The 453-nt window shown below is 64.0% G+C and carries 1 protein-coding gene; it reads left to right on the top strand.

The annotated features are described in order from the left end of the window. The coding region (locus IC50_RS26110; protein WP_035711463.1) for a hypothetical protein at positions 1–453 on the top strand (453 nt) is incomplete at both ends.

The raw sequence follows: 453 nt of genomic DNA, 5'->3' as shown, positions 1-453 counted from the left end.
TTATCGGCTGGCCGACGGCTGGCAGTTCGATCCAGCAGCTCCCGCCTCGCCCGGAGGGTGATGGAAGCACGCCGCCGATCGAGCTAATGATGATCCTGTACCTGACCGAGGAGAGCGCGGGATACGCGAACGCAGTCGTATTCGATGTTCCTGCCGACCAGGCCGATCCTGCGGCTTATCTGGATGGTCACTCGTTCACGTTCCAGATCGACAGCGAAAACCCGTTGGCGCGGGCGGAGCTCAGCGAACCAATCGCTCCGGCCGGGGTCTTGCCCATCATCGTGACGCGGCCGGAGCGGCCCGCCGTTCCGACCGGTCTCAACGAGGAGCTTTGGGACCAGTTCGCCGCGCGCTTCTCCATGTTCGCCTATTCGGTCAGGGATGACAATGCCGAGCTGGTCTCGATATCCGAGAGCCTCGCTGTGGGGCACACCGACGACGAGGGCGTGACGG

It is taken from the genome of Bradyrhizobium genomosp. I (2014) (genome assembly GCF_000261685.1).
Taxonomy (GTDB): Bacteria; Pseudomonadota; Alphaproteobacteria; order Rhizobiales; family Xanthobacteraceae; genus Bradyrhizobium.
This window is presented reverse-complemented; position numbering and strand designations above follow the sequence as displayed.